The sequence below is a fragment of the Macrococcus equi genome, from assembly GCF_047426745.1.
In the GTDB taxonomy this organism is placed as follows: Bacteria; Bacillota; Bacilli; order Staphylococcales; family Staphylococcaceae; genus Macrococcoides; species Macrococcoides equi.
Genome location: NZ_CP179732.1, coordinates 1,553,282 through 1,578,292, shown reverse-complemented (window position 1 = coordinate 1,578,292; position 25,011 = coordinate 1,553,282). Strand labels below are relative to the sequence as shown.

The 25,011-nt window shown below is 36.0% G+C and carries 27 protein-coding genes; 6 read left to right on the top strand and 21 right to left on the bottom strand.

The genetic code is table 11. The features are described from left to right. Nucleotides 1–169: 169 nt before the first annotated feature. The 4 genes from ACMGE6_RS08360 to ACMGE6_RS08345 all read right to left on the bottom strand — a co-directional run bounded on the left by ACMGE6_RS08360 (nucleotide 170) and on the right by ACMGE6_RS08345 (nucleotide 3,561). A complete protein-coding gene (locus ACMGE6_RS08360) occupies nucleotides 170–898 on the bottom strand; it encodes an amino acid ABC transporter ATP-binding protein (protein ID WP_414046041.1) in 729 nt (242 codons plus the stop codon). Further along, nucleotides 895–1,614 carry an amino acid ABC transporter permease gene (locus ACMGE6_RS08355; RefSeq protein WP_414046040.1) on the bottom strand — a complete coding sequence of 240 codons (720 nt, stop codon included), beginning with the start codon at nucleotides 1,612–1,614 and terminating at the stop codon, nucleotides 895–897. The genes ACMGE6_RS08360 and ACMGE6_RS08355 overlap by 4 nt, the downstream gene beginning before the upstream one ends. Then, complete coding sequence (locus ACMGE6_RS08350) at nucleotides 1,598–2,362, bottom strand: amino acid ABC transporter substrate-binding protein (protein WP_414053423.1); 765 nt, start codon at nucleotides 2,360–2,362, stop codon at nucleotides 1,598–1,600. Before ACMGE6_RS08350 ends, ACMGE6_RS08355 begins: the two co-directional genes overlap by 17 nt. A 134-nt stretch (nucleotides 2,363–2,496) precedes the next feature. Continuing rightward, nucleotides 2,497–3,561 (bottom strand): M42 family metallopeptidase, encoded by a 1,065-nt coding sequence (locus ACMGE6_RS08345; RefSeq protein ID WP_414046038.1) that lies wholly within the window; start codon nucleotides 3,559–3,561, stop codon nucleotides 2,497–2,499. A gap of 89 nt (nucleotides 3,562–3,650) precedes the next feature. Between ACMGE6_RS08345 and ACMGE6_RS08340 the strand changes: the two genes are divergently transcribed. Continuing rightward, nucleotides 3,651–3,932 (top strand): hypothetical protein, encoded by a 282-nt coding sequence (locus ACMGE6_RS08340; RefSeq protein WP_414046037.1) that lies wholly within the window; start codon nucleotides 3,651–3,653, stop codon nucleotides 3,930–3,932. Between the two features lie 7 nt (nucleotides 3,933–3,939). Here the strand turns inward: ACMGE6_RS08340 and ACMGE6_RS08335 are convergent, their stop codons facing one another. From ACMGE6_RS08335 to ACMGE6_RS08300, 8 genes are all read right to left on the bottom strand, one after another. Further along, complete coding sequence (locus ACMGE6_RS08335; RefSeq protein WP_414053422.1) at nucleotides 3,940–5,148, bottom strand: MalY/PatB family protein; 1,209 nt, start codon at nucleotides 5,146–5,148, stop codon at nucleotides 3,940–3,942. A 106-nt stretch (nucleotides 5,149–5,254) separates the two neighbouring features. Further along, on the bottom strand, nucleotides 5,255–5,890 hold the full coding sequence (gene trmB, locus ACMGE6_RS08330) for a tRNA (guanosine(46)-N7)-methyltransferase TrmB (protein ID WP_414046035.1): 636 nt from the start codon (nucleotides 5,888–5,890) through the stop codon (nucleotides 5,255–5,257). Nucleotides 5,891–5,903: 13 nt separating this feature from the next. Beyond that, nucleotides 5,904–6,695, bottom strand: coding sequence for a phosphotransferase family protein (locus ACMGE6_RS08325; RefSeq protein ID WP_414046775.1), 792 nt, complete (start codon nucleotides 6,693–6,695; stop codon nucleotides 5,904–5,906). A 176-nt stretch (nucleotides 6,696–6,871) separates the two neighbouring features. After that, nucleotides 6,872–7,720, bottom strand: coding sequence for a D-amino-acid transaminase (gene dat, locus ACMGE6_RS08320; protein ID WP_414046034.1), 849 nt, complete (start codon nucleotides 7,718–7,720; stop codon nucleotides 6,872–6,874). A 1-nt stretch (nucleotide 7,721) separates the two neighbouring features. Then, nucleotides 7,722–9,134: a dipeptidase PepV gene (pepV, locus tag ACMGE6_RS08315; RefSeq protein WP_414053421.1), complete on the bottom strand. Its 1,413-nt coding sequence runs from the start codon at nucleotides 9,132–9,134 to the stop codon at nucleotides 7,722–7,724. Between the two features lie 120 nt (nucleotides 9,135–9,254). Continuing rightward, nucleotides 9,255–9,701 carry a YtxH domain-containing protein gene (locus tag ACMGE6_RS08310; protein ID WP_414046032.1) on the bottom strand — a complete coding sequence of 149 codons (447 nt, stop codon included), beginning with the start codon at nucleotides 9,699–9,701 and terminating at the stop codon, nucleotides 9,255–9,257. Between the two features lie 69 nt (nucleotides 9,702–9,770). Further along, nucleotides 9,771–10,481 carry a pseudouridine synthase gene (locus ACMGE6_RS08305; protein WP_414053420.1) on the bottom strand — a complete coding sequence of 237 codons (711 nt, stop codon included), beginning with the start codon at nucleotides 10,479–10,481 and terminating at the stop codon, nucleotides 9,771–9,773. Beyond that, on the bottom strand, nucleotides 10,478–12,100 hold the full coding sequence (locus ACMGE6_RS08300) for a putative polysaccharide biosynthesis protein (protein ID WP_414046030.1): 1,623 nt from the start codon (nucleotides 12,098–12,100) through the stop codon (nucleotides 10,478–10,480). Before ACMGE6_RS08300 ends, ACMGE6_RS08305 begins: the two co-directional genes overlap by 4 nt. Before the next feature lie 163 nt (nucleotides 12,101–12,263). Here ACMGE6_RS08300 and ACMGE6_RS08295 point away from each other — a divergent pair, with 163 nt between their 5' ends. Next, a complete protein-coding gene (locus ACMGE6_RS08295) occupies nucleotides 12,264–13,511 on the top strand; it encodes an NAD(P)/FAD-dependent oxidoreductase (RefSeq protein WP_414053419.1) in 1,248 nt (415 codons plus the stop codon). 354 nt (nucleotides 13,512–13,865) lie between these two features. On the opposite strand, the gene ACMGE6_RS08290 is transcribed toward ACMGE6_RS08295, so the two are convergent. The 3 genes from ACMGE6_RS08290 to ACMGE6_RS08280 all read right to left on the bottom strand — a co-directional run bounded on the left by ACMGE6_RS08290 (nucleotide 13,866) and on the right by ACMGE6_RS08280 (nucleotide 18,080). Next, nucleotides 13,866–14,162, bottom strand: coding sequence for a rhodanese-like domain-containing protein (locus tag ACMGE6_RS08290; protein WP_414053418.1), 297 nt, complete (start codon nucleotides 14,160–14,162; stop codon nucleotides 13,866–13,868). Between the two features lie 8 nt (nucleotides 14,163–14,170). Then, entirely contained in the window at nucleotides 14,171–16,585 is a 2,415-nt protein-coding gene (gene leuS, locus ACMGE6_RS08285; protein WP_414053417.1) for a leucine--tRNA ligase, read from the bottom strand. 322 nt (nucleotides 16,586–16,907) lie between these two features. Further along, a complete protein-coding gene (locus ACMGE6_RS08280) occupies nucleotides 16,908–18,080 on the bottom strand; it encodes an MDR family MFS transporter (protein ID WP_414046026.1) in 1,173 nt (390 codons plus the stop codon). An 87-nt stretch (nucleotides 18,081–18,167) separates the two neighbouring features. Between ACMGE6_RS08280 and ACMGE6_RS08275 the strand changes: the two genes are divergently transcribed. Further along, nucleotides 18,168–19,115: a TIGR01212 family radical SAM protein gene (locus ACMGE6_RS08275; RefSeq protein ID WP_414046994.1), complete on the top strand. Its 948-nt coding sequence runs from the start codon at nucleotides 18,168–18,170 to the stop codon at nucleotides 19,113–19,115. After that, nucleotides 19,116–19,682: a class I SAM-dependent methyltransferase gene (locus tag ACMGE6_RS08270; protein WP_414053416.1), complete on the top strand. Its 567-nt coding sequence runs from the start codon at nucleotides 19,116–19,118 to the stop codon at nucleotides 19,680–19,682. A 66-nt stretch (nucleotides 19,683–19,748) separates the two neighbouring features. Here the strand turns inward: ACMGE6_RS08270 and ACMGE6_RS08265 are convergent, their stop codons facing one another. Continuing rightward, entirely contained in the window at nucleotides 19,749–20,153 is a 405-nt protein-coding gene (locus ACMGE6_RS08265; RefSeq protein WP_414046996.1) for a transcriptional regulator, SarA/Rot family, read from the bottom strand. 30 nt (nucleotides 20,154–20,183) lie between these two features. Beyond that, complete coding sequence (locus tag ACMGE6_RS08260) at nucleotides 20,184–21,005, bottom strand: alpha/beta fold hydrolase (protein ID WP_414053415.1); 822 nt, start codon at nucleotides 21,003–21,005, stop codon at nucleotides 20,184–20,186. A gap of 82 nt (nucleotides 21,006–21,087) precedes the next feature. On the opposite strand from ACMGE6_RS08260, the gene ACMGE6_RS08255 reads away from it, so the two are divergent. Next, nucleotides 21,088–21,609 (top strand): gamma carbonic anhydrase, encoded by a 522-nt coding sequence (locus tag ACMGE6_RS08255; RefSeq protein WP_414046021.1) that lies wholly within the window; start codon nucleotides 21,088–21,090, stop codon nucleotides 21,607–21,609. Nucleotides 21,610–21,657: 48 nt separating this feature from the next. Here the strand turns inward: ACMGE6_RS08255 and ACMGE6_RS08250 are convergent, their stop codons facing one another. The 4 genes from ACMGE6_RS08250 to ACMGE6_RS08235 all read right to left on the bottom strand — a co-directional run bounded on the left by ACMGE6_RS08250 (nucleotide 21,658) and on the right by ACMGE6_RS08235 (nucleotide 24,719). Then, nucleotides 21,658–21,990 (bottom strand): hypothetical protein, encoded by a 333-nt coding sequence (locus tag ACMGE6_RS08250; protein ID WP_414053414.1) that lies wholly within the window; start codon nucleotides 21,988–21,990, stop codon nucleotides 21,658–21,660. Between the two features lie 124 nt (nucleotides 21,991–22,114). After that, nucleotides 22,115–22,777 (bottom strand): NAD(P)H-dependent oxidoreductase, encoded by a 663-nt coding sequence (locus ACMGE6_RS08245; protein WP_414053413.1) that lies wholly within the window; start codon nucleotides 22,775–22,777, stop codon nucleotides 22,115–22,117. An 88-nt stretch (nucleotides 22,778–22,865) separates the two neighbouring features. Beyond that, a complete protein-coding gene (pnuC, locus tag ACMGE6_RS08240; RefSeq protein ID WP_414053412.1) occupies nucleotides 22,866–23,591 on the bottom strand; it encodes a nicotinamide riboside transporter PnuC in 726 nt (241 codons plus the stop codon). A gap of 33 nt (nucleotides 23,592–23,624) precedes the next feature. Continuing rightward, nucleotides 23,625–24,719, bottom strand: a complete 1,095-nt coding sequence (locus ACMGE6_RS08235; RefSeq protein WP_414053411.1) for an AAA family ATPase — start codon at nucleotides 24,717–24,719, stop codon at nucleotides 23,625–23,627. Between the two features lie 160 nt (nucleotides 24,720–24,879). Between ACMGE6_RS08235 and ACMGE6_RS08230 the strand changes: the two genes are divergently transcribed. Further along, nucleotides 24,880–25,011, top strand: a complete 132-nt coding sequence (locus tag ACMGE6_RS08230; RefSeq protein ID WP_414047001.1) for a hypothetical protein — start codon at nucleotides 24,880–24,882, stop codon at nucleotides 25,009–25,011.

Here is a 25,011-nt window from a genome sequence, read left to right as displayed (position 1 = left end):
TTTCACTATCATAGCATATTTACTTTGAAATGGAATATGTGTTTAATTTTTATTTTAGTTAAATCGTGCTCCTTATTTTTACGTCTACTACTTTCTGGTGATACAAAAAAGACCAGATGGATTATCTGGTCATAAAAAGTTCTTTATTGAGTTAAATAGACTACTTGCATTAAATAGAAATGATATTCAAGAAACGACGCAAATGTTCAGACTTCGGATTTGTGAAAATCTGTTCAGGATGATCAATTTCTTCGATACGTCCGTTATGAATAAAAGCAACTTTATCCGCAACACTTCGTGCAAATGCCATCTCATGGGTCACGATAACCATCGTCATTCCTTCATTTCTTAAATCCTTAATTACTTTCAGAACATCCTGTACAAGTTCAGGATCAAGTGCTGATGTCGGTTCATCAAAGAGCATAACTTTTGGATTCATCGCTAATGCTCTTGCAATACCGACACGTTGTTGTTGTCCACCGGATAGAGAGATCGGATACTGATCTTTCACATGCAATAGATCAACTTTTTCAAGTAAGGTAAGCGCAACTTTTTCGGCTTCTGATTTACTCATACCTTTTACCTGAACTAATCCTTCCATGACATTTTCAAGTGCGGTCATATGCGGGAATAACTGAAAGTTTTGAAAGACCATACCTGTTTTTTTACGCACTGCTACTTGTGACTTTTTATCTTTTGCAGTATATGATACACCATCAACAGATACAGTGCCCGATGTAGGAATTTCAAGTGCATTCATCGTGCGGAGTAATGTAGTCTTACCCGAACCACTTCGACCGATCAATACTACTACTTCACCATTTGCTACCTCAAGGTCGATATCTTCTAAGACAGTTTTCTCACCGAACTTTTTCATTAAATTTTGTATTGAAATCATCGTTGATACTTCCTTTCAACCTTTGATTCGTAGATGCCTTGTAAGATTGACACAATAAAGCATACTACCCAATACATTAATGCGACTAATGTATAAATTGATAAGAACTCATAAGTTGTTGAGGCTACTTGTTGTGCATTACGGAACATTTCAGCCACTAAGATATATCCTAGTAATGAAGTATCTTTGATTAAACTTAAAAAAGTATTACCTAAAGCTGGTGTTGCAATACGAATCGCTTGAGGCATAATTATGCGTTGCATCGTCTTCTTCGGGCTCATTCCTATTGAATATGCCGCTTCAGTCTGACCATGCGGAACCGATAAAATTCCTCCACGAATAATTTCAGATCCGTATGCTCCAACATTTAAACTTAATGAGATGATTGCAGCAGTAATTGACCCTAATTTAAATGCCTGATCCGGATCCCCAGTAATCAGACGGCCGATTTCAGGGATACCGAAAAAGATAATAAACATCTGTACAAGCATAGGTGTACCACGAAATATTGATACATATACTCGTGCTGGAATACGTAATAATTTATTATTTGAAATACGTGCTAATGCTGTAAACACTGCAATAATAAATCCGAGTATGAATGTAACAATCGCAATCGGAATCGAATATTTGACTAAACCCCAAAGCATAGGCTCAAAAGCTTGAGCCGCTGCATTCAGGGCATGTGACATTTCTTCATTAAGGACGAGTGACATCTTCACCGAACCATTTTTTACTGATTTTTTTCATTGTACCGTCTTTTTGCAATGCATCGAGTGCTTTATTGAAATCTTCAATCACTTTTTTATCAGTCTTCTTAGTGAATACAAATCCAGACTGAGTTTTTTCGGCATTACCTTCAACCATTTTAATATCAGCATTTTTCTTTTGTTTTAAATAATCTAATACTGAAATTTTATCATTGAATGTTCCTTCAACACGATTAGATAATACCATTTCCATCGCTTGGTTAAATCCTTCTACTGAAGTCACTTTAGCGCCTTTTTCTTTTGCTAATTTACCATAGTTTGATGTTAATGTTTGAGCTAAGTCTTTTCCTTTAACATCATCAAATGATTTAATATCTGAATTTTTACGTGTTACTAATACACCATGTGTATAAGTATAAGGTTTAGAGAAATTATATTTTTTCTTACGCTCAGCATCTATACCTACCTGGTTAGCAATTGTATCAAAACGACCTGAATTTAACCCAGAGAACATTGAATCCCATTGTGTTTCAACAAATTTTACCTTGTAACCAGCTTTTTTTGCCACTGCTTCTGCAACTTCAACATCAAATCCTGTTAACTTATTGTCTTTGTCATGGAATGTGTATGGTGCGTATGTTCCTTCTGTACCAATTGTAATTTCTTTTTTACTATCTTTCTTATCTGTACTACCGTTACCACAAGCAGCAAGAACAAATAATGCTGCAAATACTAATGCAAATAATTTTTTCATTTTCCCATTCTCCTATTCTTATCAATTTACTCGGAATAGATTTAATTTTAAAGCATTTTAATTTTAAGTCAATAAAAAGATTCCGAGTATGTATAAAAAGATGAAGTGTAAAATCACCTCATCTATATCATATCTTAATTTGTTTTTAATTCATCTATTTTATTATTATCTGTCGCTTTGAGTAGCGCCAGTAAGCCATCACGCGCTGCATAATAATCACGTATATCAAAGATTGTGTGATTCGAATGAATATAACGTGCAGGTACACCAATGACTGCTGTCGGAATTCCTTCTAATGCTGTATGAATCACTCCACCATCTGTGCCACCTGGAGAAGTATAGTATTGATGTTTAATTTCATGTGCTGCATAAATTTCTTCTAGCCATCGTTTAAATGATGGCTTTAAAATCATCGTACGATCGATTATGCGGACTAAAGTTCCCTCGCCTAACTTCCCGTTAGCATTGTTACCTGCCGTATCATTTGCCGGTGAACAATCAACAACAAATGCAAGATCCGGCTTGATCATATGTGTAGATGGCCCAGCGCCACGCAGGCCTACTTCTTCCTGAACATTAGCGCCAACATATAAGTCAAATGGTAATGTCACATCTTTAAGACGTTCAAAAATATCGATGATAATTGTACAACCGTATCGATTATCCCACGCTTTACATAAAAATCTATTATCCGTTAATTGTTCAAATTCAACTGCTGGTACAATTGAATCGCCTACTTGAATGCCCATGGATAATGCTTCTGCCTTATCTTCAGCACCTATATCCAGTAACATATCTTTAATTTGTGGTGTTGACTCTTTACCGGTTCTAAAATGCGCAGGTACACTTCCAATGACACCACTAACCTCTTTATTATTATGCGTTAACACTTTCATCTTCTGTGCTTGTAATACATCTGCCGGCCAGCCACCGATTGCTGTAAATTTAAGCAATCCGTTCTCAGTAATATCAGTGATCATAAAACCTACTTCATCCATATGTGCAGCGATCATCACGCGTTTAGCATTCGCAACTTGTGATTTTTTAACAAAAAATACTCCACCCAGCCCATCCTGGATGACTTCATCTGCAAGTGGTGATAATCTTTGAAGCAGATAATCACGGACTAATCGTTCATGACCAGGTGCTCCATGTAATTCTGTTAAAGTTTTTATTGTTTGATAGAGTTGTTCTGTCATGTTATTCACTCCTTATGTTAAAATATAAGCAAGTTGAAGCATTATAAAATATAAAGTAACTATCGTAAATCGATGAGAGGAACCATTCTATGAAAAAATATCAAATCATCTTTCCCATTATCGTAGTCACATTTATTGCCTATCAGTTGCGTCATCATATGACGATGCAACACCCGAATCAACTATTAAAAGCAATCGTTGCTCAGTTTGACGATGTTACAGGTTCAGCGATTATTTATGAACCTGAAAAACAAGAAAAATTTGGTCAGATTGCTCATGTATATCGCGGAATCATTAATACAGTGAGTAAGAATTATGAGTTTACTGTAGACGCATATACAGGGGAGCTCATTGATACGAAAGAAATTTAACGGAAGTCTATGCTTCCGTTTCTTCTTTTAATCGTTCTGCCTTCAGGTAATCAAATGAACGTTTGATTCTCTCAAGCCCCTCTAATAACTTCTCTTCACTACAACCTACATTAAATCTAAAGTGTGTACTTGCAGATAATTCATATGTATTACCAATTCCTGTCGCAATTTTTCCAACATTTTGCAGCGCATCCTGAACATCTATTTCACTAAATCCACTCTTCGCAAAATCAATCCAGGCTAAAAATGTAGCATCAGGTTTTTGAAAGAACAGGCAATCAGATAGATGATCTGCAATATAATCTTCAACAAGTGTCATATTATGCTCAATATGTTCATTGATGGCATCCACCCAATCTGCACACTCCATATAGGCACACTTCATCACAGTTAAGGCAACTAAATTCACTGCACCCAGTCCATATACAGACAATATCTTTGTATTGATGGCATCCATCATAAATTTATCTTTAGTAATAAAATATGCATGCGGAATACCTGATACATTAAAGGTTTTTCCTAAACATGTTGTCACGATCATCTGATCATATTCATGCATATAGCGTGCAAGCGTGATATGCTTTCCTCTTCTGACAAAATCCATATGAATTTCATCTGCAACAATATATACATCATATTTCTTACATATTTCTATAATTTTCTCTATCTCTTGCTCAGAATATACTTTTCCTGTCGGGTTATGGGGATTGCATAGTAAGAACAATTTATTTTGAGGCATCTGACACAAATATTCAAATTGAACAAAATCCACCGTATATTCATAACCATCAAAAAAAAGTTCACTTTCGACAATCATGCGCTTGTTGCCTTGAATTAAATTAATAAAGTTATTATAGGCAGGTGTATTAAGAATAACCCCATCCCCCTCATTCGTTAATAATCGAATGGCCTCTGTAACTGTAAAGAGTACTGAGGGCGCATAACTTAAATCCTGTTTTAAAATGTTTGTATTAAATCGCGTGCTAAACCAATGTTTCACCGGCGTATAAAAATTATCGTTTTTCCAGTTTGTATAACCAAATATCCCATGCTTTAATCGTAGAGCAATCGCATCTGTTATTTTATCCGGTGTTTTAATATCCATATCCGCAATCCAGAAAGGCATTAAATCTTTTCGACCATAGATAAGCGGTATTAATTCGGTTTGTACCGCATTCGTATTTAAACGATTGATATTTTCATTGAAGTTATACATAGTGTCCTTCCTTTCTGAAACTTTCTTAATTATAAGTCTACACTAAAAGAAATATAAAAAAAAGGTGAGACATCTTGTGTCTACACCTATTACATCACTATAAAATTTATTTAAAACTTGCTTCTAATCGATTGATTCTGAAACCTTTATTTGAGAATTTCTCTTCATATTCTGTCTTAATATTATCTGCAGGTTCATTCTCATGTAAATTTAAGTTAATATTCTTTAACTTCATACCATACCCACTCATGCTTTCAATAGAGTATTCAAATAGACCTTGATTATCCGTCTTGAAATGAATCTCCCCATCTTCTTTAAGGATTGTTTCATAAATCTTTAAAAAGTTTGCATGCGTCAAACGTCTTTTCGCATGACGCGTCTTTGGCCATGGATCAGAAAAGTTAAGATAAATACGATCAATTTCACCTGGATTAAAAATCTCAGTTAATTTTTCAGCATCCACAGTAAGTAAGCGTAAATTTTTGATGTCACTTTCAATTGCTTTCTCTACAATACGAATCATGACATTTTTATCACGTTCAATACCGATATAATTAATCTCAGGATTAGCCTTCGCCATTTCAGTGATGAAACGACCCATGCCACTTCCAACTTCAATATGAATCGGCTGAGCTTTCTCAAACCATGAAGTGATATTATCTTTTTGTGATAAATCAATACTTACGATATCACGATGCTCAAGCAGAAAATCTTCTGCCCAAGGTTTATTACGCATTCTCATGTTTGTTACTCCTTTAAATAAATCTATTCTGTGTTAGCACTTCATCTAAGAACTTCAGCCATTCATTCATATCATGGTATCTACTTTTCTCTTCGTACCATTCAACCATAGCAATTGCCTGGATAACCGTATACCACTTCATACGCTTTTCCAGATCTATCGTATACTGGATACCGTAAGTTTCCAGCCATTGTTTCCAGTCTACTTCATTACTATAGGTGTAAAGAATCATTCCTAGATCGATTGCCGGGTCAGCAATCATAGCTCCTTCCCAGTCCACTAAGAATAGTTCATCCTGATCTGATAGTAACCAGTTATTATGATTAACGTCACCATGACAAACCGTATAGAACTGTCCATCCAGATTCGGCATATGTTCTTCAAGATAAATCAATGCTTTTCTAATCGTATGGTGTGCAAGAACATTACGTGAAAGTGAGCTATTGATCTTCTTTAGTAAGATGTGGGGGTACATCGGTTTCATTTCGAGACGTTTAAGCATATTGAGTAAAGGCTTAGAACGGTGAATTTTATTCAGAAGTTTTGCAACACGCTGGGAACCCATTTCTTCATGTGTTAATGATCTTCCATTCTTCCAATGTTGAGCGGTAACTACCTCACCCGTTTCGATACGCTTTGTCCATACGAGCTTCGGTACAATCCCCTCAGCTGATAATGCAGCTAAAAATGGTGATGAATTTCGTTTAAGAAATAGCTTTCGGCCATCCTGTTCTGCCATATAAGCTTCCCCAGAAGCACCACCAGCGGAATCCAATGTCCAACCAAGCTGATAGAAATGTTCCAACATGTTCACCTCCTACAGTAGAAAAAAGAAAAGGCATGAGAAATAATCTCTTGCCTTATTTTCGTTCGAACGTTTTTAACGACTTATTTAAAGTTTATAACCTTTTATAAAAATATTCAAGTCAAACTTTCTCTTGATGAGTGAATATATGTTCATATGTTACGTGATGTGTAATATTAAGCTTTTTCAGATTGTATCGTAATAATCTGTTCATTGAACTTCGTTTGTAATTGCTTAACGATAGGCCCAACTTTACCTTGATTAATATTCTCTCCATCGATTTCAACTACCGGCATAACCTCTTGAGTTGTACTTGAAATAAACACTTCATCAGCATTTTTCAATGCTTTCTCATCATATGTAAATTCCTCAAATGGAATACCTGCTTCATCAGCAATTTGTTTAATCACACGACGCGTAATACCGTTCAAAATATAATGATTAACTGGATGCGTAATAATCTTGCCATCTTTAACAATAAAGACGTTACTTGAAGATCCTTCAGTAACGATTCCATCACGAATCTGAATGGCTTCTTTAGCACCCGCTTCAACAGCTTTTTGCTTGTTCATCACATTACCCAGCAAGTTCAGACTTTTAATATCACAGCGTAGCCATCTAAAATCTTCAGTAGTAATCGCTTTAATCCCTTGTTGCATATCCTGCATCGGACGTTCTGCAATATTCGTGTAAAGTAATACATTAGGTTTTACGTCTTTAGGATACGCATGATTTCTTACAGCATCTCCACGCGTCACCTGAATATAAACAGTACCGTTATCGATATTATTCTCTTTTACCAGACGATTACAAATATCAATATAGTCCTGTACGCTATAAGGGCTTTCAATTGCGATTTCTTTCGTACTGCGCACTAATCGTTCAAAGTGTTCTTTTGCTGTATAAAGTTCGCCGTGATAAACACGCACCACTTCATAAACGCCATCTCCGAACTGAATGCCACGATCATTGTAACTAATTTGCGTATCTTCTGATACATATGCTCCATTTAAAAATATAACCATTTTACTCACCTTCTACACATACTGAATGAATTGCTTCTAAATAAATTGCTGTTGCATCAAATAATTGTTTCTTACTAATGTACTCATTTTTTTGATGCATTAAATCTTCAGAATCCTTAAACATTGCACCAAATGCAACACCTTTTTCAAGGTTACGTGCATATGTCCCACCGCCAATTGTATATGGCTCAGACATATCACCCGTCTGATTACGGTATGCAGCAACTAATTTTTGTACGAATGGATCATTTTTATCGACGTAATGTGGTACTTGATGTGTTGCAACTTCAATTTCAAATCCTTCTTCGGCAATCTGTTGTTCAAACTTTTTAATTTCTGCATCGAAGTCAAAGCCATTAGGATAACGTAAGTTAACGCCGTAATGTCCACCATCAACATCTGTATAACTGATAACACCATAGTTTGTCGTTAACTGCCCCATCTCAGGTGATTCAAATGCCATGCCTAATTTTTCTCCGTAATGAGAATCGAAGAGATATGTATCACCAAAGTTCACGAATGATTTTGCTTTTTTATCTAAGTCTAAAGTATTTAAGAAGTTTACTAAGTAAAGACCTGCATTCACACCTTTAAATGGTTCCATACCATGAACAGATTTCCCTTCAATCTGAAGCGCAATTTGTCCGTTTTCTACATATTGCTTTCCTGTTAACCCATGTTCCATTAGGAAGCTTTCAAAAGCCTGGATGACCATGTCCATCTTTTCTCTCACTTCAACTTTAGCCTCAGCAAAATCAGGAACCATGTTATAACGTTCACCTGCTTTAAAAGCCTTTAATTCAACTTCAGGTGCACTATCACTTTCTTCACTACTGTTTTGAATGATATCAAAAGTAGTAATACCTTTTTCACCATGAATTAACGGGAAGTCTGCATCCGGCGCAATCCCAAGATCTGGCATCGGTTCTGTTTCAAAGTAACGATCAGTACATTTCCATCCAGATTCTTCATCGGTACCGATAATGATATGAATACGTTTCTTCCAGTCTACATTCATATCATCTAAAATTTTGATTGCATAATATGCAGCGATAGTTGGACCTTTATCATCTAAAGTACCACGTGCAATAATCTTATCATCGGTAACAACTGCTTCAAATGGGTTAGTGTCCCATCCGCTTCCAGCCGGCACAACATCAACGTGACAAAGAATACCGAAGATCTCGTCACCTTTTCCTGCTTCAATACGACCAGCAATATGCTCGATATCTACTGTGCTATAACCATCACGTCGAGCAATATCATACATATAATCTAATGCTTTACGCGGGCCTGGCCCAACAGGATTTTCCTTATCTGCTAAACTGTCATCACGTACACTTTCTATATTAAGTAAACCAGTCAGGTCTTCAATAATTTTATCTTCATATTGCGCAACTTTTTCTCTCCACATAACGATTCCTCCTCGTGCGATATATTCCTATATTACATGATACATAAACGAATTGAAAATAATAATAGTAAAAATTATCAAAATAAAAAAGGCCAGCATTGCCGGCCTTTTAATCAATCATTATTTTAACTCGTCTTTAGAAACTGCATTCGGGTTGTTATTCGCTACATCTTTATCTGTTACGATGTGGATGTTGTTTGCGCCACCTTCGTCATCGAAGTTTTGTTTTTCTTCTTCGATTGCACCATCTTTTTTAGTTAATTTTTCAGTTAAAGGTGCTGCTTTTTCTTTTAAAGGAGCAACTTTTTCTTCTACTTTAGAAGTTAAGTTCGCTTTATAAGCATTTGGATCTTCTTTCGCTTTGTTGATTTCTTCTTTAGCAACTTGTTGTAAGTTCGCAGCTTTACCTTTAGCATTATCTGCATAAGCTTTTGGATCTTGTTTTGCTTTATTATACTCGTTTAATACTTTATCTCTATTTTCTTTCTTTGATAAGAATGCTGCGACGGCAGTTCCACCAATTACTAATGCTGCTCTTAATAAACCTGTTTGATTGTTGTTAGCCATTTTAAAACACCTCTTCTTTTGATTTGTACTGTATTTATACCCATGATGTATATGACTAAACATAAATCGTTAATTTCTTACTAAATTTATTTCATCCTGCGTAAGTTTTCGGTAATCACCTTTCGCAAGATTGTTATCTAATAAAAGCTCGCCCATCTTAATGCGTTTTAAATAGGTAACCTTCATATTTACTGCTTCAAACATGCGTTTCACCTGATGAAACTTCCCTTCCTGGATGACAAGTTCTATTTCACTTGTCATATTTTGCGCATCAGCTGAAATAATGGTAAGTTCTCCAGGCATCGTATGATAGCCATCATCTAATGTCACACCTTGAGCAAACTGCATGATAGTCTCATTTGTAACGAGACCATTAATTCTAGCGTAATAAGTCTTGTTTACGTGCTTTTTCGGACTAAGCACATCATGTGTAAAGTTACCATCATTCGTTAAGATTAGTAACCCTTCAGTATCTTTATCGAGTCGACCGACAGGATGCAGCTCATAATGCTGATAATTAGTAATCAGATCGATGACCGTTCTTTCTTTATCCTGTGTACTTGAAATTACGCCTGCAGGTTTATTAAGCATTAGATAAATATAGGGTTCAAAGTGAATGACTTCACCTTGAACCATAATTTCATCCTGTTCCGGATTAATTTTTATATCTGATTTTGTAACGATAACATCATTAACACGCACGAATTTTTTCTTAAGCAGCAATTTAACATCTTTCCTTGAACCCAATCCGTGGTTACTTAAAAACTTATCCAGTCTCATCGCGTTAACCTATTTCTTAACGATTGAATGCGTGTACCGAAAAACTGATCTGCAAGTCTTGATTTCATAGATAGAGACGCATAGACTAAAGCACCGATAAATGCTCCGACAACTAATATAATCAATGCATCCAGTTTATTTGAGACATTAAGGAACTGCATCAATATTACATAAACAATCTGTACGACAAGAACCATAATTAGACTGTATAACGTTATCATTAACATTTGACGTGCTGTTGTACGGTACTGGAATCCTGCGTACTTTTTGATGACATAGAGATTACATACGATATTGAATGTCATCGCGATCGCTGTTGCAAGTACAGCACCGACTGTATGGAACACCATGATAAGCGGAATATTAATGATAAGTTTCACTAATAAAGCGGCAAGTACGATATAAACCGTTAAATTCTGTTTATCAATCCCCTGCATCATTGCTGCTGTAACAGATACTAATGCGAGAAGAATTCCAACTGGCGCATAGTAGAATAAAATATTATTCGCAATCGGGTTATAACTATAGAATACTGTATAAAGTGGTGCTGCAAGTACCATAATCCCTAATGAAGCTGGTACTGTTAAAAACATCAATAAACCAAATGTCGTTTTAATTTGCTGATGCATCTCTTTAATTTTGCCTGACGCATGTGTACGTGTTATTGAAGGTACTAAACTAATTGCAAAACCACCTGCCAGAGATGTTGGAATCATCACGAGTTTATTTGAAGTCGTATTCAGAATCGTAAGCAACATATCATTCATATGACCAGGTACGCCTGCCAGACCTAAAGCATAGTTATGGGTAAACTGATCAATGGTTGTATAAAGTGGTACACAAAGACTAACAATAACAAATGGAATACTATATTTTAATATCTCCTTATACATGCTGCCATAACTTACATCTGTGTTTGAATCATCTGAAGCTACCATTTTATCGATATATGGCTTACGTTTTCTCCAGTAATACCAAAGTGTTAAAATCGCACCTATCGCACCTATTGCAGCCGCAAACACTGCTATTTCATTTGCGAGTAATACAGATTTATGTAATACATTCAGTACGATGAATGTTCCACCCAGTAAGAATAAGATACGAGCAATCTGTTCGATAACTTGTGATACAGCTGTTGGTCCCATAGAATCATAACCTTGGAAGATACCACGCCATGTCGCTAAAAACGGTATAAATAAAACTGCAAAAGATATAATACGGATAATCTCTGTAATTTCACCCGTCGTCCAGATACCTTCCGAACCAGCAAGTGACGCTTCAGCAATATACGGACTTAAGAAATACAAGATTACAAACCCTAAAAAACCGGTCATCCCCATGACAAGCAGTGAAGATTTATACAACTTATAACTCACCTTATAAGCACCTATTGCATTGTATTTAGAAACATATTTTGCTACAGCAAGAGGAATACCGCCCGCTGCAACAGTGAGCATAACAACGTATGGTGGGTATGCCATGTTGTACGGTGCCAGATTCTCCTCCCCACCAATAATTGCATAAAAAGGAATAATATAAAGAATACCTAAAATCTTTGTGATAAAAATACTCGCTGTCAGTAAAAACGTACTTCTGACAAGTGAATCTTTCTGTGTCATAACTTCATCCCTATCTCAATTAAATTTACATAGTAAAAACTAGTATGATTTTATACCCATTTTCAATGTAGATTATCATACCACCATTATAAAAATTTAACTACTGAATTCATATATTTTACCATAAATAAAATGTATAATAATTTCGAATGGAGGTCACAATATGTATGAGACTATAGTAATTGGCGGGGGGCCAAGCGGCTTGATGGCTGCAATTAGTGCCAGTGAAAATCAAAAGAAAGTACTACTCATCGACAAAAAAGATCAGCTGGGAAGAAAACTGCAGATATCTGGTGGCGGTCGTTGTAACGTTACCAATAATGTCACACATGAAGAACTGATTAAACATTTGCCGGGGAACGGCAAATTTCTATATAGCGCATTTAATACCTTTGATAATTATGCTATTATTAACTACTTTGAAAATTTAGGCGTTGCACTTAAAGAAGAAGATCACGGCAGAATGTTTCCTGTTTCTAATAATGCCAAGGATGTAGTCAATGCTTTAAAACAACAACTGGTGAACAATCAAGTTGACGTGAAAACAACGACTAAAGTTGAATCACTTATTATAGAAGAAAATGAAATTAAAGGTGTAATGCTCAGCGGAGAAAAACCTATACATGCTAAAAATGTGATTATCGCTACAGGTGGCAAATCTGTACCTCATACAGGGTCAACTGGTGATGGGTATGTATTCGCGAGACAAGCAGGACATACCATTACCGATTTATTTCCGACAGAAGTCCCTATTACATCCAGCGAGCCCTTTATTAAGACAAAAATATTACAAGGGCTAAGTTTACAAAATGTTGGATTAAGTGTGCTACGTAAAAACGGTAAACCTCGTATCACCCATCAAATGGATATGCTATTTACACATTTTGGGATATCAGGACCTGCTGCATTACGCTGCTCACAATTTATATACCATGAACAAAAGAGTCAGAAGAAAAATGATATTTCAATGATGATTGATGCATTTCCTGAATTAAGCATCGGTCAATTGACACAAAAAATCGAAAAAATGATTAATGATCATAAAGATAAAGCCATTAAAAATAGTTTAAAAGGACTTATGCAGGAACGTTATTTACATTTTCTTTTAGAACGAGCTGAAATTGATTTAGAAGACAATGGGCATCATCTTAAAAAAGAAAACTTAAAATATTTTATTGAATTACTCAAAGGATTTAAATTTGTCGTGAACGGCACACTTCCAATCGATAAAGCGTTTGTCACTGGCGGAGGTGTATCAGTAAAAGAAATCGTACCTGCTACAATGCAATCGAAACTTCATGACAATCTGTATTTCTGCGGAGAAGTATTAGATATTCATGGCTATACAGGAGGATATAACATAACAAGTGCATTAGTGACAGGATATGTTGCCGGGATGAATTGTAGATAAAATTTTATTGTGAGTAGTGAGTATGCGGCTGTATTATTGATTTACAGACGCATTCCGTCTCGTTTTCGATTTCTATCGTGAGTACGCGACTGTATTTCTGATTTATAGCCGCATACCGACTCGTTTTCGATTTTTATCGTGAGTACGCGACTGTATTTCTGATTTATAGCCGCATACCGACTCGTTTTCGATTTTTATCGTGAGTACGCGACTGTATTTCTAATTTATAGTCGCATACAATCTCTATTTCTATTTTTCGAGTGAATATGCGGCTGTATTATTGATTTACAAATGCATACAAATATCTAATAACATAAAAAGCGACCCGATAATTTTTTATCGGGTCGCTTTATTTTATTCACTTAACATTGGTTCAATGACTGCCATACCGCCTTCAACATTGATAGCTTTATATCCATGTCCTAATAAATATTGTGTCACATTCGCACTTCTTACTGCATGTGCACATACTATATAATACTCGGTGTCAGCATCTAACGTCTCCATTTGTTCGGGTATATCATTCATGGGTATATGCAGTGCACCTTTAAGCATACCTTGTTCCACTTCAAACTGCTCACGGACATCAATGATATTCATTGCATCGCCGCGTTTTATTTTCTCAACAAACTCCGCTGTTCTTATATTCATACATCCACCTAGTTCGCTACGATATTCACTAATTTATTCGGTACTGCAATCACTTTACGAACTGTCTTACCTTCAATTTGAGTTTTAATTGCATCTTGAGATAGTGCAAATGTTTCTAAATCTTCTTTTGAAGTGTCCTTTGCTACTTTTGTTTTTAATTTTACTTTGCCATTCACCTGAATAACGATTTCAACTTCGTTATCTACAAGTTTACTTTCATCAAACGTTGGCCATGCTTCATACGTAATCGTGTTATCATGACCTAAGATTGCCCAGATTTCTTCAGTGATATGTGGTGCAATCGGTGATAATAATTTCACAAATCCTTCCACGTATTCACGATTGACCTGATCTTGTTTATAAACTTCATTGATGAACACCATCATTTGTGAAATCGCAGTATTGAATCCTAATGTATTATAGTCTTCTGTTACTTTCTTCACAGTTTGATGATACACTTTTTCTAATTCTGGTGTCGCTGCATCAACTACTTTAGCTGCAAGTGTACCTTCTTCAGTAACAAATGCACGATATACACGATCTAAGAAACGTCTTGCACCATCTAAGCCATTTGTACTCCAGGCAATCGATGCATCTAATGGTCCCATAAACATTTCGTATAAACGTAACGTATCTGCACCGTGACTTGCTACGACATCATCCGGGTTTACGACATTCCCTTTAGATTTACTCATTTTTTCGTTACCTTCACCGAGAATCATCCCTTGGTTAAATAACTTTTGGAATGGTTCTTTCGTTGGTACAACGCCTAAATCATAAAGAACTTTATGCCAGAAACGTGCATATAATAAGTGAAGTACAGCATGCTCTGCCCCACCGATGTATAAATCAACTGGTAACCAGTATTTTAACTTTTCAGGATCTGCTAACGCATCCGTATTATGTGGATCAATATATCTTAAATAATACCAGCATGAACCTGCCCATTGTGGCATTGTATTTGTTTCACGACGACCTTTCATACCCGTAACAGGGTCAACTACATTAATGAATTCATCAATATTTGCAAGTGGTGATTCACCAGTACCTGAAGGCATGATTTTATCTGTTTTTGGTAACATTAATGGTAACTCTTCTTCAGGCACCGTTGTCATTGAACCATCTTCCCAAATGATGACTGGAATTGGTTCACCCCAATAACGTTGACGAGAGAATAACCAGTCGCGTAATTTGTAAGAGATTTTTTTCTCACCAATGCCTTTTGCTTCAAGCATTTCAATGGCACGTTGAATGCCTTCTTCTTTATTTAAGCCGTCTAATTCACCAGAATTGATGTGTACACCGTCACCAGTGAACGCTTCTTTTTCAATGTCTCCGCCTTCTAATACTGCTTTAATATCTAAACCAAATTGTTTTGCGAATTCGTAGTCACGTTCGTCATGTGCTGGTACCGCCATAATGGCACCAGTACCATATGATGCTAATACATAATCCGAAATCCAAATCGGCATTAATTCATCTGTAAATGGATTAACAGCATAGCTTCCTGTAAATACACCTGTTTTTTCTTTTGCAAGATCTGTTCTTTCTAAATCAGATTTACGACTTGCTTGTTCCTGGTATTCAGTAACCGCTTCACGTTGTTCTGATGTCGTAATTTGTTCAACTAAAGCATGTTCTGGTGAAAGTACGGCATACGTTGCACCGAAAATTGTATCTGGACGCGTTGTAAATACTCTAAACGAAGCATCCTTACCATTTACTTTAAACTCAACTTCAGCACCTTCTGATTTACCGATCCAGTTACGTTGCATATCTTTTAACGATTCTGGCCAGTCCAATTCATCTAAGTCTTCTAATAAACGATCAGCATATTCAGTAATTTTTAATACCCATTGACGCATCGGTTTACGAATCACAGGATGTCCACCACGTTCTGAAACGCCGTCAACTACTTCTTCATTTGAAAGCACTGTACCAAGTGCAGGACACCAGTTTACAGCAACTTCATCAACATACGCTAAGCCTTTTTTGTATAGCTGGATAAAAATCCACTGAGTCCATTTATAATATTCTGGATCTGTCGTATTCACTTCACGATCCCAGTCGTAACTGAAACCGAGTTCCTGAATTTGACGTTTAAATGTTGCAATATTTTTCTTTGTAAATTCTGCAGGATCATTACCCGTATCGATTGCATATTGTTCAGCAGGTAATCCAAATGCATCCCAACCCATTGGATGTAATACATTGTAACCTTGCATACGCTTGACACGTGAAACGATATCTGTTGCAGTATAGCCTTCAGGATGTCCTACGTGAAGTCCTGCACCTGATGGATATGGGAACATATCAAGCGCGAAAAATTTTGGTTTGTCAGTATCATCCGTTGTTTTAAAAGTTTTGTTGTCTAGCCAGTGTTTTTGCCATTTCTTTTCGATTGATTGATGATTGAAACTCATTATTACTCCTCCTTTAAATTAAAAAAGACAGCCATCCCTAAAATTAGGGACGACTGTCATCTATGACAACCGCGGTACCACCCGCAATTCACTTTAATCAGTGCAGCTTTAGCTATTCTTTTCAACACTAGCAAGTTCATAAGATACAATTACCAGTTCACAGCAACCACTGGCTTTCTAAAAATTGCTCCCTTACTACTACTCTAGATATTTTTACTATAAAGGAGCTTTAAGACTTTTTCAAGTTTTTTATAAAAATATTCTAAAAACATCGCAACCTATTTATTTGATTTTTGAAAATATTTTAAATATTTAGTGTAAATTATATCTTCTCTGCCTGTTTAATTCCTTTATCGTAGATGGACAGAAAGATAAATCCGATTAACACAAAACCAATCATTGTATAAAACATCATATGCATGTCGTACATGTCGACGATAACTCCACCAAGTACCGGACCAATCGCACGACCAAGTGTAGCAGTAGAATTAACAATCCCTTGATAAACACCTGTTCTTCCTTGAGGTGCTAGTTCATTAGCAATCGTCGGTACTGCCGGCCAGACAAACATTTCACCGATAGTTAAGATAACCATACCGATAACAAACATTGAAAAGTCCTGTGCAAAACTCGTCACGATATAGGACAAGATAAAGATAATAAGACCAGTAGCAATCTGTAACTTAATCTTTTCGCTCATCATATGAATCACTGGTCGAATAAGTGGCTGACCAGCGATAATTAAAATACCATTAATCGCCCATAGTAAACTGTATTGCTTGAGTGAGATACCCAGATCCTGAGTGTAACTTGAAATGGTCGATTGCCACTGTACATAACCAATCCAGCATGCACAATAAGCTACACATATTAAAATTAATGCAGTGAATCGAGCCTTATCTTTAATATTTCCGACATCTTTCATCACGTTCCCGCCTGTAACAACTTTAGTTGAACGATAACCAAAAACTGCGATAAAGAAGAAGACTATATACAGTAATAAATTTAACAAAAAGATATAATCAAAACTTAGTTCTGCGATAAATCCCCCGAGTGCAGCACCTAATGCCACACCAATATTCTGAGAAAGATAGATCGCATTAAAGGTTTTACGTCCACCTTCAGGCCAGGCTGTACCTGCCATTGCATATATTGAAGGGAATACAATACCTGAACCGAATCCTAGGATGATTAACCATATCGCATACCAAGGCCAGCCATGCAGGAAGATAATACCCACTAAACTAAACATGGAAATAGCGATACCAATGAGTATTGAGCGATATCCTCCGTACTTATCGAACATCGTTCCACCCAGCAAATTACCAAGTACAGATGCACCGGAATTAAGCATTAAAACAATACCAGCGAGACTCAAACTTTTCCCGAGCTCATTATGTAAATAAATCGTATTCAATGGCCACACTAAACTTGCACCTGTGACATTCACCGCCATTCCAATGACGAGCAGCCAAACAAGCTTTGGCATTTTCATAAAGTCATCCTCCTTAACTCAAATATTATTTTTCCGATTTCCTCTATTATATGTTAAAATCCTAATGTTAAGAAAGAGGGTTAAATAATGACACAATTTAAATATGCGCTAGATTCAAAACTATATCATACATGGAATTATCACTTAAGACAAAAATTCGGAACTAAAATATTCAAAGTTGCTCTGGAAGGTGGATTTGATTGCCCTAACCGTGATGGTACAGTAGCATTCGGGGGCTGTACATTCTGCTCTGCTGCAGGAAGTGGTGATTTTGCTGGTGATCGCGTCGATCCTATTCCAGTACAATTTGAAAAAATCAAAAATAAGATGCATGAAAAGTGGAGTGACGGCAAATATATCGCCTACTTCCAGGCGTATACGAACACGCATGCACCACTTGAGGTATTAAAAGAGAAGTATGAAGCAGCACTCGCTCAACCTGGTGTTGTCGGATTATCGATTGCCACACGACCAGACTGTCTGCCTGATGACGTCGTTGAATATTTAGCAGAACTCAACGAACGCACATATCTATGGGTTGAATTAGGTTTACAAACCGTACACGAAAAAACATCTAATATTATTAACCGTGCACATGATATGCAATGCTATTATGATGGTGTCGCTAAACTGCGTAAACATAATATCAATATTTGTACGCATATCATCAACGGATTACCACTTGAAGATTATGACATGATGATGGAAACAGCAAGAACTGTCGCTCAAATGGATGTGCAAGGCATAAAGATTCATCTGTTGCACCTACTTAAAGGGACACCGATGGTCAAACAATATGAAAAAGGCATGGTTGAATTCATGTCACAAGAAACTTATGTTAATCTTGTTGCTGATCAACTGGAAGTTCTCCCCCAGGAGATGATCATTCATCGAATCACTGGAGACGGACCGATTGACCTGATGATTGGACCGATGTGGAGTGTAAATAAATGGGAAGTATTAAATGGTATTGATGCAGAACTGAAACGACGTGACAGCTATCAGGGAAAATATTATCAAAAGGAAAATCATTAAATGAAAGCTTTAGGCGTATTACCTTTCGCACGCGACTTAATTTTAAAATATATTGAGCCGGGTTCAACAGTGATTGATGCAACATGCGGTAACGGAAACGATACATTATTTTTAGCACAGACGTTAAATCATACAGGACACATCCATGCATTCGATATTCAGGCGCAGGCTATCAATAACACTCAAGAGAAAACAAGTGACTTCCAGAATATCAGCTATCATCATCTAGGACATGAAAAAGTACTTGATGTAGTGAATGCACAGGTGAGACTTGCCATATTTAATCTTGGTTATTTGCCTAAAGGTGATAAATCAATCGTAACTTTACCTGAAACAACGATACAGGCTATAGAAAATATCTTTTCTATACTAGAAGTAGAAGGTCTCATTATTCTAGTGATTTATCCAGGACATGCGGAAGGAAAAATAGAAAAGGATGCGGTCCTCAATTATTTAGCGCACATCGATCAGAATATTGCTCATATCTTTAAATATGAATTTATTAATCAGAAGAATAATCCACCGTTTGTCCTCGGTATTGAAAAAAGAAAAAATACAAATGAATAAAATAGGCCGGAAGATATCAGTAAACTTGATATCCTCCGGCCTTTAAATATTGCAAATCCTTAAACATTATCCGCAAATGTCCATAATTGAGTCGAATTGACACTTTAATTTATCTTTCTTACCTTTTAAAGTAGAGCACGCTAAATCTACAATCTTATCTTTTTCTGAAACTCTATCTTCATTGTAATAAATCATTACGGTACGTTCATCATCTGCCGGACGAACTTTTTTAATCCAGCCATTTGCTACTAAATTATTGTAAAAGCGCGTTCTTTTATACGGCTTGATGTCTAAATATTTGTCTAACTCTTTCATCGGCATAGGACCTTGATCCCAAAGCGCTACCATGACAATATATTCTTCTTTCGTTAAATTAAATTCCGAAGAAATTAAATCAAAAACTTCATCTATTTCTTTCTGTAAATCATTCAACAGCACCATATCACTAACTTCATGTTTATCTTTTGACATTTTATTTCACCCTCTGTTCCATGCAATATCTTAATCTATACCCACTTCATCCGTAATCAACCCAATATAATTCATTCTGTTGTTCATAAATGATTCAATATAATACAATACGTTATCTTTTTCTGGTTCATTATGCAGTTCGTGGAAGAGTGTACGCCAGTTTTTGATATATATTTCTGACGACTTTACTTCTCTTGAGAAAAGTTTAATTTGATCGATATCAGCAATTCGATCCTGTTCTGAATACATAATCATCAGTGGAATATCATTCATCTTATCGATATTCTCCATTGTTTCTTTCATCGTTTCAATAATCGATTTATACCAGTTAAAACTAACTTTCTGCAACATTAATGGATCACTTTTCATTTCAGCAATGACTTCTTTATCTCTCGAAAAATCTTCCAGAGGAATATTCATGTCGAATTTTGCATCCTTAGAAATTGAACTTAAACTTGATGCCAGGAAATTTTTACGTGTCGTAACAGTATTCTGGAATCCAAATAACGGTGACACAAGCATGATCCCTTCTAACTTTAAATTCACCTTCTCAAGTAAATTCACGGCAATTAATCCACCTAGACCAACGCCTAACAAAAATACTGGTAAATGGTATTCTTCTGCAACTTCAATCCATTCAAGGACTTTCTCGCGGTATTCATCAAAGTGTTCAATATGACCACGATTTACACGTGACGTCTGTCCCTGACCGGGTAAATCTCCCATAATTACATGATAACCATCTCTTCTAAGATGTGTGATAAACCAAGCGTATCTCCCGTGATGTTCCAATATATTATGAACAATTACGACGATACCTTTCGGTGCCTTTTCAGTTTCCCATTTCCACATAATGATACTCCTTTAATGATTTCTATATCTGTTTAAATAATGATATCATAATTATAACAAACTTGTATCAGGAGGTCATAACATGTTATATGAATATAATGGAAACTATCCGAAAGTTGACGACAGTGCATTTGTTGCCCCTAATGCAATAGTAACGGGTGATGTTACTATCGCTAAAGATGCATCTGTTTGGTATGGAACAGTGATTCGTGGTGACGTTAGTCCAGTCATCATCGGCGAACACTCTAATGTTCAGGATTTATGCTGTCTGCATCAATCACCGGATGCTCCACTCATAATAGAAGAGAATGTTACAGTTGGTCATCGCGTTACGCTACATTCGAGCATCATCCGTAAAGGAGCGCTTGTTGGAATGGATTCCACTGTATTAGATGGGGCAGAAATTGGTGAAGGCGCATTTTTAGGGGCAGGTTCATTACTTACACCTGGAAAGAAAGTTCCACCAGGCATGCTTGCGATGGGTAGACCCGCTAAAGTGGTGAGAGCACTCACTGATGAAGACAAAGCTGATATGGCTCGTATTCAGCAGGAATACGCTGAAAAAGCAAAAGTTTATAAAAAGATGCATGAAAACAATCATTAACAACAAAAAAGTGAAGCCATGAAAATGACTTCACTTTTTCTATGAATATTAAGCGATACCGAACTTCTTATGCATGAATGGTAATCCAGCGATGATGAAACTGAATACAAATTCATAGAACATTGAGAAGAAGTTAGCAAAGAAATAAGTAAATGTGTGTAAAATAACTGCACCCATACCTTCTGCTGCAAATGCAAAGTTAGCATCAATTGCACTATCAATTAAATTTAAGACGATAATCACTACAGCCATTAACCAGGCTTTTTTTGTAACAATCGCAACGACTAGAGCGATCAGTGTGATAACGATTGGCTCGAACACAAATAACTGAAAAAACGGATCTAATTCACCGAACATATAATACGCCATATCTTTAAACATGTTGACACCTCTTCATAAATAATTACTTAAAGTCACCTATTATTTTATCATCTCTATCCTTTAATCAATATTAAGATTATTTAAAGATTGTACGCATTCATTTACATAGAATTTACAATACATATTAAAACCACGAAATAACCTGTTCCCTATCTTTTCTAACCTTTTCTACTTTCGGTTCATAATAACGATATCCAAATGACACCATCACTGAAATTGCTTCATGATCTGGCGCTATCACACCAGCCTCTGTCAGCAAAGCATTTACTTTCTGATAATCAAACCCTTCAATCGGACAAGAATCAATACCAATCTGCGCTGCTGCAGACATCATATTACCGAGTGCAATATAAGATTGTTTACTACTCCAGTCAAATAAAGCACGCGGGTTATTTGCTACATCAATATGGTCAGTCTGAAACTCCTCATAAATCTCTATCATACGATTCAACTTCTCAGTATCCGGCACACGTGCTTTAAAGTGATTATAGAAATAGTCTGAATCAAAACGCACGTCCGTTCGAGCGATAATCAGTAAGAAATGACTTGCTGTTGCAAGCTGTTTTTTTGCACCCCATGCTACATTACTTATCTTTTGTTTAAGCTCTTTATCTTCCAGTACAACAAAACGCCACGGCTCAAGCCCAACAGAAGACGGACTTAATCGTCCCACTTCAAGTATAAAATCTATATCTTCCTGTGGAATCAATTCCTCTGTATATTTACGTGTTGCATGTCTGAAATGATGACTCTTAAGAATCTCAGCTTTTATTGTTTCTTTATCCAAAATACTCACCTCTTAATTAAAGTTTGTAGTTTAAGTATATGATAAAAACAAAAAAATCTCTCTTATCAATGTAAGAGAGACTCTATAGTTATGATTGCGTGTGAATCTGAAGTTTTTTCCAGTAGTAATAACCATATATACTATTAATTAAGAATCCGATCCACATGAATACCATTGTCACACCATCATCATCAAAATTACCACTAAGAATCATCTTTCTCATCCATAATGAAATAGATACGATATTTACTACAATCCAAAAGAACCATTGTTCTTTAAATCTGAAAGACATTAATACTTGCCCCGTTAAATTAAGACTTACATTTAATGCGTCTAAGAATGGTTGGCCTGACTTAATACTTTGTAAGTATTTTGCGAAAGCCAAATAAAAAGCTCCCCCAAGAGCTAATGTTATAGCCCATTGTAACATCGTTAATCCTTTTGTATCTACTTCCTGCACTTCTGTAGATTTAGTGCTAATTGTATGCATATTTTTTATCCAAGCATACAGTCCAATGAACTGGAATATTCCAAATACAATTTGAAGATATACTTCACCCATCAAGTTCGCTTGGTAACTTATCCAACCGTATGTTATCACCTGAATTAAACCATAAAGGAATGTACTGAGGCGTCCTTTTGCACTCATAATCACACACAGTATACCTGATACACTGGCTATCACATTAATCCAGTCAATTTCTTTCGTTTTAATATAAAAATATACAAGTATTGCAACTTGGAAAAAAAGAAATAATCCAAAGAATGTTTTCTCATATTTAGTAAATCCACGAAAATCCTTAATTAAAAACATAACCCATCTCCTAGTTATTTTTTTATTTACCCCTTAATTATCCTTACCGTCCGCAAGTATCTCATCGATCAGACGGTGCGCTTCTTCATATTTTTCCTGGAAGCTGTTGCCTTCTAACACAACCATCTTATCTTCTAATCCCTGATATTTAATTTCATCTAAGAACATCTGATGCATATCAAGTCTTGCTTGGTTATCAGCCATGCTCATATCACGGAAGCCATCATCAACGTATTCAGTTGTAGGCGGTAATACAATAATTAACGCCCACGTCTGTAATGAAATATAATAATCAAAAACCGGCGCAATTTTCTCGTAATCTTCTGGTGGTGCATATAATTTCGTATATAGCTTTGTTGTCATTACGTCTGTATCCGCAAAGAATACTTTACGTGTTCCTGGTGAATGGATATGTTTACGGTTTAACTCAAATTGGCCAATTCCGATTGCATGTAAATCTTTAATATCTAATTCATCGTCACGTACTTGTCGTGTCGTTTGATATTCTCTTGAGTATTCTAACGAATAAGATGTTGAATAACGTCGTGCAAGGTCACGCACTAGTGTTGTTTTTCCTGTACTTGCTGTCCCGATAATCAGGATATTTTTAACGAAGAATCTTCGAAAAGGTCTTGTGACAAAATCCCAGTTTAAGATAGGATTTTCTCGTATTGACGTTCCACTGATCCCTGTAATTCTACGATCAACTTTTGTAATTAAAACATCGCTATCAGCAAATGCTTTTGAGAAGTATTCTTCAAGTGGTTGAACATATTCTTCTTCTCCAACATAAAAAGTTACTTCTTTCATATTATATTGGTTCTCATTCACTGTCGTCTGAATTTTTTCCTGCAACAGTTTCAGCCAGGGTGCCCAACCGTCCGGATATCTAGGAATATCAGTTTCATCTAAAGTTAATACCGTTACATTCGTATCGTCTTTTAATAACTCTCGCATCGCTTTAACACGGTTTGTCAAACTCATTCCAGCCTTGTCCCCGCGATCTCCAGCATATCCTGAAACAATGACTAATGCATGTTCATTTTCTCGCTTTGCACGCACTATTTGTTCGAAATGTCCGACGTGGCAAGGTGCAAACGTCCCAAAATAAATCCCTAAGTCTCTCATATCCTTAGCTCCTTTTGCATAAATTAATAATATTATAACAATTAATTGTGATAATTAAACCTTATTATTATTTACAATTTCTATATAAACTATTTACACAATATTTATGCTCTCTTCATATTCAATGATTAAAATGAAATTAAATAAGAGGAGGCGCGTTATGAAATTTATAAAAAAAGTAATCATCGTTTTATCAATCTTTTTAGCTTTACCCCATTTTATAGAAATTAGTAACGAACCCATCGAGAAAAAAATAATTGCTGATGTAAAGGAAGCGCAGTCAAATGACTAA